Origin of the sequence: Geminicoccus sp., from assembly GCF_036263595.1 — a bacterium.
Lineage (GTDB): Bacteria > Pseudomonadota > Alphaproteobacteria > Geminicoccales > Geminicoccaceae > Geminicoccus.
Genome location: NZ_DATAGQ010000110.1, coordinates 60579 through 67959, shown reverse-complemented (window position 1 = coordinate 67959; position 7381 = coordinate 60579). Strand labels below are relative to the sequence as shown.

Below are 7381 nucleotides of genomic sequence, written 5' to 3'. Positions count from 1 at the left end.
GGCGCCGACGCTGGACGGCAGTGATCACCTCGATGCGCGGTGGGGGTCCGTTTGGATCAGAAGCCATGACCTTATCCATAGGCGTATGCCTATGCCTTATCGGCTATCGACCCTGTCCGGTTCAAATGGGGTGCAGTCCAGCTTGCTTGCGGCCGGATATGGAATCATAAGAACGCAGAGAAGTAGAAGAGAAAGTCTAAAGAACGACTTAGTAGGGTCCTGGACCAACGAAGGAGATATCCACAGCACTGAAACCAACTTCGTTGACCTCGAACTGACCCTTGATGATGGAGTGCTGTCAGGCACACTTACAGCAAGTGGTTACGAAAGTACCCTCGATGCACACGTCGAGGTAGGATGGCGAAGCGCTCGACTTCGACTGTCTCACTTCAAGGGTAAAACGGCATTTCCATTTGCTGAGGTCGAGCTACAGCTGCGCAGAAATCCAAGGAACATACATTGGAAAGTGCTTAGCGGCGACGGAGGAGTGTGGCTTCCGCATAAGACGGTCCTCTGGTTGAAATCCTAGTAGCCGAGCAAAAGAATGCCCCGCTCGGTGGCGGGGCTTAGGAAGCTTTAGGCGTTAATGGATCGTTTCACAGATACCATCTATGACGCGATGGAGCCGTGTCGTTACTGATGGATTCTCCGCGACCTTGCCCTTCAGGGCGAAGGTGGTGGCGTTGAAGCGCCTCCAAGCGTTGTGCCGCTCGGCGATCTCCTCGAAGGTGGGTTTCTCCCACTCGTTCCAGACGTCGGCGATGCGCTGCACGTTGAGCACGCCGTCTCGGTACATCTGCATGATGGCGTGATCGACCTGGCGCTCTGTCAGATCGGTCTCGCGGTACACCTGCGGCTTCTGAGCCTGAGCTTGCCGCTGCACGGCGATAGGCTCGATCAGCTCGCCTACCAGACCTGGCAGTCTGAACTTGAGCTTGGCCGTGTGTTTGGTCCGGCGGAGGCAGAGGACGTTGAAGAGTCGGTTTCTTTCAAGCGTGACCCCATAGTGCGCTTCGCGGATTTCACGTCCGTGATACGCGACCCCGTGCCTTACGAGATCCGACGGCATTTTATGAGCAAATGGCACGTGGGGCATGGGAGGTCAGGTCTTGCACTTCCACCAGCCATGCCGCGGCACAGTCGCTACCCAGTGCTGACAATCCTGATACTCCAGGACCAAGGCATCACCCCCAGGCGATCAACGCCCCCATCACCGCCAACCTGCTTCTTGCCCCTGGCATCGCATCGTTTCCTCTCCTAAGGGTTCATGCGGGGGCACTTGCCGGGCGACAAAAAACACCAACGAAGCGCACCAATCGACGCCCATGGCTTTTCCGCATTCACGGGCAAAGGAAGCAAAAAAATGACACGGATGTTCTTGGCCGTCCTGACGGCACTCGGGGTGACGGTGGCCGCTGGTGCGGTGTCGGCCGGTGAGACGCTGGATCGCGTCACGTCGAGCGGTGCGCTCAAGGTCGCGACCAACAGCGGCTGGCCGCCGCAGAGCTTCCTCGACGACAACAACGAGATGGTCGGCTTCGACATCGACGTCGCCAACGAGATCGCCAAGCGGCTGGGTGCCGAGGCGAGCTTCGAGACCCCCGAATGGGCGGTCATGACCGGCGGCCATTGGCATGGGCGCTGGGACCTGGCCGTCGGCTCGATCACGCCGACCAAGGCCCGGGCCGGGGTGATCGATTTCGCCGGGATCTACTACTACAGCCCCTATGTCTTCGCCGTTCACGAGGACAGCACGGCCGCTTCGACCGCCGACCTCAACGGGAAGAAGATCGGCGTCGAGACCGGCACGACGTCCGAGGACTATATCCGGCGCCAGCTGCAGATCGATGCGCCGGACGCTCCTGAAGTGACCTACACGCTCGAGCCCGGCGAGGTCCTCACTTACGCCGATTCGATGCTGCCGTTCGACGACCTCCGCCTGGGCGACGGCGTGCGTGTCGATGCGGTCATCGCACCGGAGCAGACCGTCATGGGTGCAATCAAGAACGGCTACCCGATCAAGGTCCTTCCCGGCGACTATGCCTTCAAGGAGCCGCTGGTCGTCGTCGCCGACAAGGGCGATCCGGAATGGACCGCCAAGCTCGGCGGCATCATCCAGGACATGAGCAAGGACGGCACGCTGAGTGCGCTGACCACGAAATGGTACGGCAAGGACTACAGCCACTGATCCGGCGGGGACGGCGCTGGCCGCCGTCCCCATCTGCTCCCTGTTCCGCCGGATCCCCGTGATGTCTTACGTCGATACCTATTACCGGCCCGGCGCGGCCGGCGATGTGCAACGTCCTGCGCTCACCGGCCGCTCAGATGCCGATGTCTGCATCGTCGGCGGCGGCCTGTCCGGGCTGACCGCAGCGTTGGAGCTGGCCCGCCGCGGGCGAAGCGTCTGCGTGCTCGAAGCCGAGCGGATCGCCTGGGGAGCGTCCGGGCGAAATGGCGGCTTCGTCGGCCCAGGCTATGCGGCAGGCTACCGTCACATCGAACGACTGGCCGGACCGGACGACGCCAAGGCCCTGCACAGGCTGTCGATCGAAGGTGCCAGGGCGGTCGCCGACACCGTCCAGACCCTGGCCATTCCCGATGCCGACCTGATGCCCGGCATCCTCGCCACGGTGCGTCGTGAAGCTGCCGACGAGCTGCGCGCGCATCGCGACTGGCTCGAGCGGGAGTTCGGCTACCGCGTGGAGTTCAAGGACCGGGCCCAGGTCCGAGACCTGCTCATTTCGCCGCGCTACCATCAGGCGCTCTTCGATCCCAACGCGTTCCACTTCCACCCGCTGAACTATGCGCGGGCCCTGGGCCGGGAGATCGAGCGGCTGGGCGGCCGCATCTTCGAGGGATCGGCCGTTCTCGACATCGCGATCGACCAGCCGGCAAAGGCGGTCCGCACCAGCCATGGCGAGGTTCGCGCAGGCGACGTCGTGATCGCATCGGGGGGGTACACGGGCGGGCTGCTGCCCTCCCTGCAGCGCAGCTACCTGCCGATCGCCACCTACGTGATGCTCACCAAGCCGGCGAAGGACCTGATCGCCACCGCCATCCGGACACGGTTTGCCATCGGCGACGACCGGCGGGCGGGCGACTACTACCGCCTCGTCGATGGCGGGGAGCGGATCCTCTGGGGCGGCAAGATCACGACGCGGACGACGGAGCCCCGCCGGCTGGGCAGGCTCCTGCACCAGACCATGGTCTCCACCTATCCGCAGCTCAAGGACCTGCCGGTCGACATCGTCTGGTCCGGGCTGATGTCCTACGCCCGCCACCTGATGCCGCAGATCGGCCGCTATCGGCCAGGCGTCTGGTACTGCACGGCGTTCGGAGGCCACGGCCTGAACACGACCGCCATCGGCGGCCGGTTGATCGCCGAGGCCATCACCGGCGAGACCGACCGCTACCGGCTGTTCGCTCCCTTCGGCCTGGTGTGGAACGGCGGCTTTGCCGGCAGGATCGCGGCCCAGCTCACCTATTGGAGCTATCAGGCGATGGACCTTTATCGGGAACGGCGATCGGCCTGACGCGGCACCGCATTCGCTAACGGAAACGGCACATGCAGTTTGCAGACAATGTCGATTATCCTCCCCTGCTGACGCGGCCGATCGTCTTCGTCCCGGCCCTTCTGGGCATTCTCGTCGTGCTTCAGTACTGGCACGTGGGCGCCAGCCAAGTCGGGCAGGAGGTCCTGGGGTCGCTGGGCCTGGCAACGCTGTCGCCGGCTCTGGGAAACTTCGTCGTCGCCGCTGCCATCACCATGATCATCGGCTTCAATGTCGGCGTGGTCCTGCGCTTGCCGCTGCGGTGGCAGGTCTATGTCGTCTGGCTGGAGCTGGCCGCGCTCATTCTTCTGTTCTTCTATTCGTTCGACCTGAGCTTCGACTTCATCCGCCGCAAGATCTGGTTCCTGCTCAGGCAGGGCCTCCTGATGACCCTCTACATCTCGGCCGTCTCGATCGTCATCGCCTCGGTCCTGGCGTTGATGGGTGCCATCGCGAAGCTGTCGTCCAATGGAATCGCGCTCGGCATCGCGAATTTCTACACCTCGCTGTTCCGGGGGCTGCCCCTGCTCATGCAGATCTACATGATCTACCTGGGCCTGCCGCAACTCGGTTACGTCATCGATGCCGTTCCGGCCGGCATCGCGGCCCTCTCGCTCTGCTACGGCGCGTACATGACCGAGATCTTCCGGGCCGGCATCGAGAGCATTTCGAAGGGCCAGTGGGAGGCCTCGCGCGCCCTGGGCTTGCAGCCCGCCAGCACGATGACGCGGATCATCCTGCCCCAGGCAATGCGGGTGATCATTCCCCCCACCGGCAACCAGTTCATCGCGATGCTCAAGGACAGTTCGCTCGTCTCGGTCGTCGGCGTGTGGGAACTGATGTACCTGGCGCGCACGCAGGGGCAGACCGAGTTCCGCCACATCGAGATGATGATCACCGCCTCGATGATCTACTGGATCCTTTCCATCGTCCTGGAACTCGTCCAGGCGCGGATCGAGCGCCACTACAACCGGGCAAGTGCACGATGAAACCCGCTGGCGCCAGGTGGACGTCATGATCGGACGGAACCGGAACCCCCACGCCGGCGAGCCGCAGCCCTTGGCCGGGGCGCCCGCCGTGGAGATCCGCGGGCTCGGCAAGTGGTTCGGCGCGTTCAAGGTGCTGGACGGCATCGACCTCTTGATCGGCCGGGGCGAGCGGCTGGTCATCTGCGGGCCGTCCGGATCGGGCAAGTCCACGCTGATCCGCTCGATCAACGGCCTGGAGGGCTTCCAGGAAGGCGAGGTCCTGGTCGACGGCATCAGGCTCACGCGGGAGTCGAAGACGGTCCAGGCGGTACGTCGGCGGGTGGGGATGGTGTTCCAGCAGTTCAACCTGTTCCCGCACCTGACGGTGCTGGAGAACTGCTCGATCGCCCTTCGCCTAGTCCAGGGCATGGCGGCCAAGGACGCCGACGAGCGCTCCCTGCACTACCTGCGCAAGGTGCATATCCCCGAACAGGCCGGCAAGTTCGCTTCCCAGCTCTCCGGCGGCCAGCAGCAGCGTGTCGCCGTCGCCCGGGCCCTCGCGATGGAGCCGGACATCATGCTGTTCGACGAGCCGACCTCCTCGCTCGACCCGGAGATGGTCAAGGAAGTGCTGGATACCATGGTCCAGCTGGCTGGGGAGGGCATGACGATGGCGGTGGTGACCCATGAGATGGGCTTCGCCCGGCAGGTCGCCGATCGCGTCATCTTCATGGACCGGGGCAAGATCGTCGAACAGGCGACGCCCCAGGCCTTCTTCTCCAACCCGCAGGCCGAGCGGGCGCGAGCCTTCCTGCAGCAGATCCTGCACTGAACGCCGCGGATGGCTGATCCCGGGTGCCCGGCACGATCGTCGGGACGGTGAAGGCCATGCGGTGACTGGACGCCGCCGCTAGTTTCCTCAAGCGTGGCGGCGAGACCGGCCATGACATGGGAGCGCTCGGACATGGTCTTGCTTTGCACCGCCTGCGGCACCTCGTATGAGGCGTCCTCGCCGCCCGAGGCCTGCCCGATCTGCCAGGACGAGCGACAGTACGTGCCGGCGTCCGGCCAGTCCTGGATCAGCCGGGACGCCCTGGCCCAGGCGCATCGCAACGCATGGCGCCGTCACGAGCAGGGCCTGTTCAGCCTGCAGACCGTGCCGGCCTTCGCCATCAACCAGCGGGCCTTCCTGCTCGTGACGCCACAGGGCAACATCCTCTGGGATTGCATCGCCCTGCTCGATCCGGCGACGGAGGCCCTGGTCCAGGCGATGGGTGGCCTCCAAGCCATCGCGATCTCCCATCCGCACTACTACACGACCATGCAGGACTGGGCCGCCGCCTTCGGGGCTCCTGTCTACCTGCACGAGGCCGACCGTGCCTGGATCATGCGCCCGTCGCCGTCGATCCGGCCCTGGGCGGGCGACACGCTGGAGATTGCACCCGGGACAACCCTGATCCGAGCCGGTGGGCATTTTGCGGGCGGGACCGTGCTGCACTGGGCAGGTGCCGCCGACGGCCAGGGCGTCCTGCTGGCCGGCGACATCGTGCAGGTCACGCCTGGGGCAAGGCGCGTGTCGTTCATGTGGAGCTATCCGAACATGATGCCGCTGGCGGCCGGCGAGGTGCGCCGGGTTGCGGCACGGCTCGCGCCATGGTCGTACGAGCGGATCTATGGGGCGTTCTTGGGGCAGGAGGTGTTGCAGGATGGGCCGGCGATCGTCGCTCGGTCGGCCGAACGGTATGTCGAACTGGTCGAGGGGAGGCCGTAGGGCGCCATCGGCCGGGCTGGCGAGGAAGCCGACGAGGGACTGTCGGGATTTCGTGCGGTGGCGGGCATGATGGGCGCAAAGGAGGCCCTGCATGGCGAGGCGCAAGGTGCCGCCAATCCCGATGCTATCCTGGTCACTGGCGACCGCAGACGCTGGATCACCCGCACCACCGGCCAGGGCTTCCAACTGCTCGTCGCTCAAGTCCTGGTTCGCCTGGCTGCGCAGATGCGCCTTCACCTCATCCACGTTGACGTCATAGCCATGGCGCCTGGCGATATCGACGATTGATGCGAGACCGGAAGCGCTGTTCTTGATCTCGTTGCGCAACTGCTCGTTGCTCTGAAGGTCGCGCGTGAAGCGCTCGACATCTGCCTGGCTCATTTCAATCCTCCCATGTAATGGCACATGAACGACGCTGCCCCAGCAAGGACAGGCCGTCAATCGGTCCATCCTGCCTTGCCTCCAGATGGAACGCATCAGCCGGCAGGCATGTCGTGCAGGCTGAGGGGCGGTCCCAGGAACTCGACGCCCCACTTGGCGCCGAAGGCATTCAGGGCCATGCGATCCGGCAGGCCGTCCCGCATCACGGCGGCCAGCTCCGTGAAGAACGCCCTGGCATCCAGGGCTGGCGCGATGAGGATATACTGACGGGCCGGAGCCTTCGTGATGTTGACGAAGCCATGGGCAACGCCGCCCGGGATGCTGACCACGTCCCCCGCCTCGGCGAAGAAGCGTCGCTCGCCCACCTGATAGAGATAGCGCCCCTCGATCACGCGGAAGATCTCCGCTTCCCGATGCCGATGCAAGGGTGGGCCGGCACCCGGCGCGTTGATCGTCTCGATGAAGCAGAACTCGCCGTCGCTTGCGGCAGGTGGCAGGCGGACGAACAGGTCGAGCCCGATGGCTGGCACCTTGATGGGTGGCTCGAACACGCTGGAATGGACGAAGGAGATGTTCATCGGCAGGCTTCCGTGACGGTGGGCAGGGCTGGCTGCAGCCACGCGCCGCCGCTACCCGCCGAAGCGCGCGCCGCCCTCAGCCCAGCCGATTGACCCTAAGCAAGCCGGCGTGCTCTTGGAAGTCGCCACCGA

8 protein-coding genes and 1 pseudogene are annotated in these 7381 nt (G+C 64.7%); 6 read left to right on the top strand and 3 right to left on the bottom strand.

The annotated features are described in order from the left end of the window. Positions 1-583: 583 nt before the first annotated feature. A complete protein-coding gene (locus VHL31_RS10145) occupies positions 584-1096 on the bottom strand; it encodes a hypothetical protein (protein ID WP_329661088.1) in 513 nt (170 codons plus the stop codon). 267 nt (positions 1097-1363) lie between these two features. Between VHL31_RS10145 and VHL31_RS10140 the strand changes: the two genes are divergently transcribed. The 6 genes from VHL31_RS10140 (at position 1364) to VHL31_RS10115 (ending at position 6578) form a co-directional block, all read left to right on the top strand. Next, positions 1364-2188 (top strand): transporter substrate-binding domain-containing protein, encoded by an 825-nt coding sequence (locus VHL31_RS10140; protein ID WP_329661087.1) that lies wholly within the window; start codon positions 1364-1366, stop codon positions 2186-2188. A gap of 61 nt (positions 2189-2249) precedes the next feature. Further along, complete coding sequence (locus VHL31_RS10135; protein WP_329661086.1) at positions 2250-3533, top strand: FAD-binding oxidoreductase; 1284 nt, start codon at positions 2250-2252, stop codon at positions 3531-3533. A gap of 32 nt (positions 3534-3565) precedes the next feature. Next, positions 3566-4540: an amino acid ABC transporter permease gene (locus VHL31_RS10130; protein ID WP_329661085.1), complete on the top strand. Its 975-nt coding sequence runs from the start codon at positions 3566-3568 to the stop codon at positions 4538-4540. Between the two features lie 25 nt (positions 4541-4565). Next, a complete protein-coding gene (locus VHL31_RS10125) occupies positions 4566-5351 on the top strand; it encodes an amino acid ABC transporter ATP-binding protein (protein ID WP_329661084.1) in 786 nt (261 codons plus the stop codon). Between the two features lie 132 nt (positions 5352-5483). After that, the gene (locus tag VHL31_RS10120) at positions 5484-6290 is read left to right on the top strand and encodes a hypothetical protein (RefSeq protein ID WP_329661083.1); all 807 of its coding nucleotides are present in this window, start codon (positions 5484-5486) and stop codon (positions 6288-6290) included. Between the two features lie 66 nt (positions 6291-6356). Next, on the top strand, positions 6357-6578 hold the full coding sequence (locus tag VHL31_RS10115) for a hypothetical protein (protein WP_329661082.1): 222 nt from the start codon (positions 6357-6359) through the stop codon (positions 6576-6578). Here VHL31_RS10115 and VHL31_RS26935 read toward each other — a convergent pair. Further along, positions 6516-6671: pseudogene (locus VHL31_RS26935) on the bottom strand (Nif11-like leader peptide family natural product precursor); the annotation flags it as partial. The gene VHL31_RS10115 and the pseudogene VHL31_RS26935 overlap by 63 nt on opposite strands. 95 nt (positions 6672-6766) lie before the next feature. Then, complete coding sequence (locus tag VHL31_RS10110; RefSeq protein WP_329661081.1) at positions 6767-7249, bottom strand: cupin domain-containing protein; 483 nt, start codon at positions 7247-7249, stop codon at positions 6767-6769. Positions 7250-7381 lie beyond the last annotated feature (132 nt).

Bases quoted from the DNA above. Each gene is read 5' to 3' on its own strand.
- VHL31_RS10145 (WP_329661088.1), bottom strand. From the start codon at position 1,096: ATGCCCCACGTGCCATTTGCTCATAAAATGCCGTCGGATCTCGTAAGG.
- VHL31_RS10140 (WP_329661087.1), top strand. From the start codon at position 1,364: ATGACACGGATGTTCTTGGCCGTCCTGACGGCACTCGGGGTGACGGTG.
- VHL31_RS10135 (WP_329661086.1), top strand. From the start codon at position 2,250: ATGTCTTACGTCGATACCTATTACCGGCCCGGCGCGGCCGGCGATGTG.
- VHL31_RS10130 (WP_329661085.1), top strand. From the start codon at position 3,566: ATGCAGTTTGCAGACAATGTCGATTATCCTCCCCTGCTGACGCGGCCG.
- VHL31_RS10125 (WP_329661084.1), top strand. From the start codon at position 4,566: ATGATCGGACGGAACCGGAACCCCCACGCCGGCGAGCCGCAGCCCTTG.
- VHL31_RS10120 (WP_329661083.1), top strand. From the start codon at position 5,484: ATGGTCTTGCTTTGCACCGCCTGCGGCACCTCGTATGAGGCGTCCTCG.
- VHL31_RS10115 (WP_329661082.1), top strand. From the start codon at position 6,357: ATGATGGGCGCAAAGGAGGCCCTGCATGGCGAGGCGCAAGGTGCCGCC.
- VHL31_RS10110 (WP_329661081.1), bottom strand. From the start codon at position 7,249: ATGAACATCTCCTTCGTCCATTCCAGCGTGTTCGAGCCACCCATCAAG.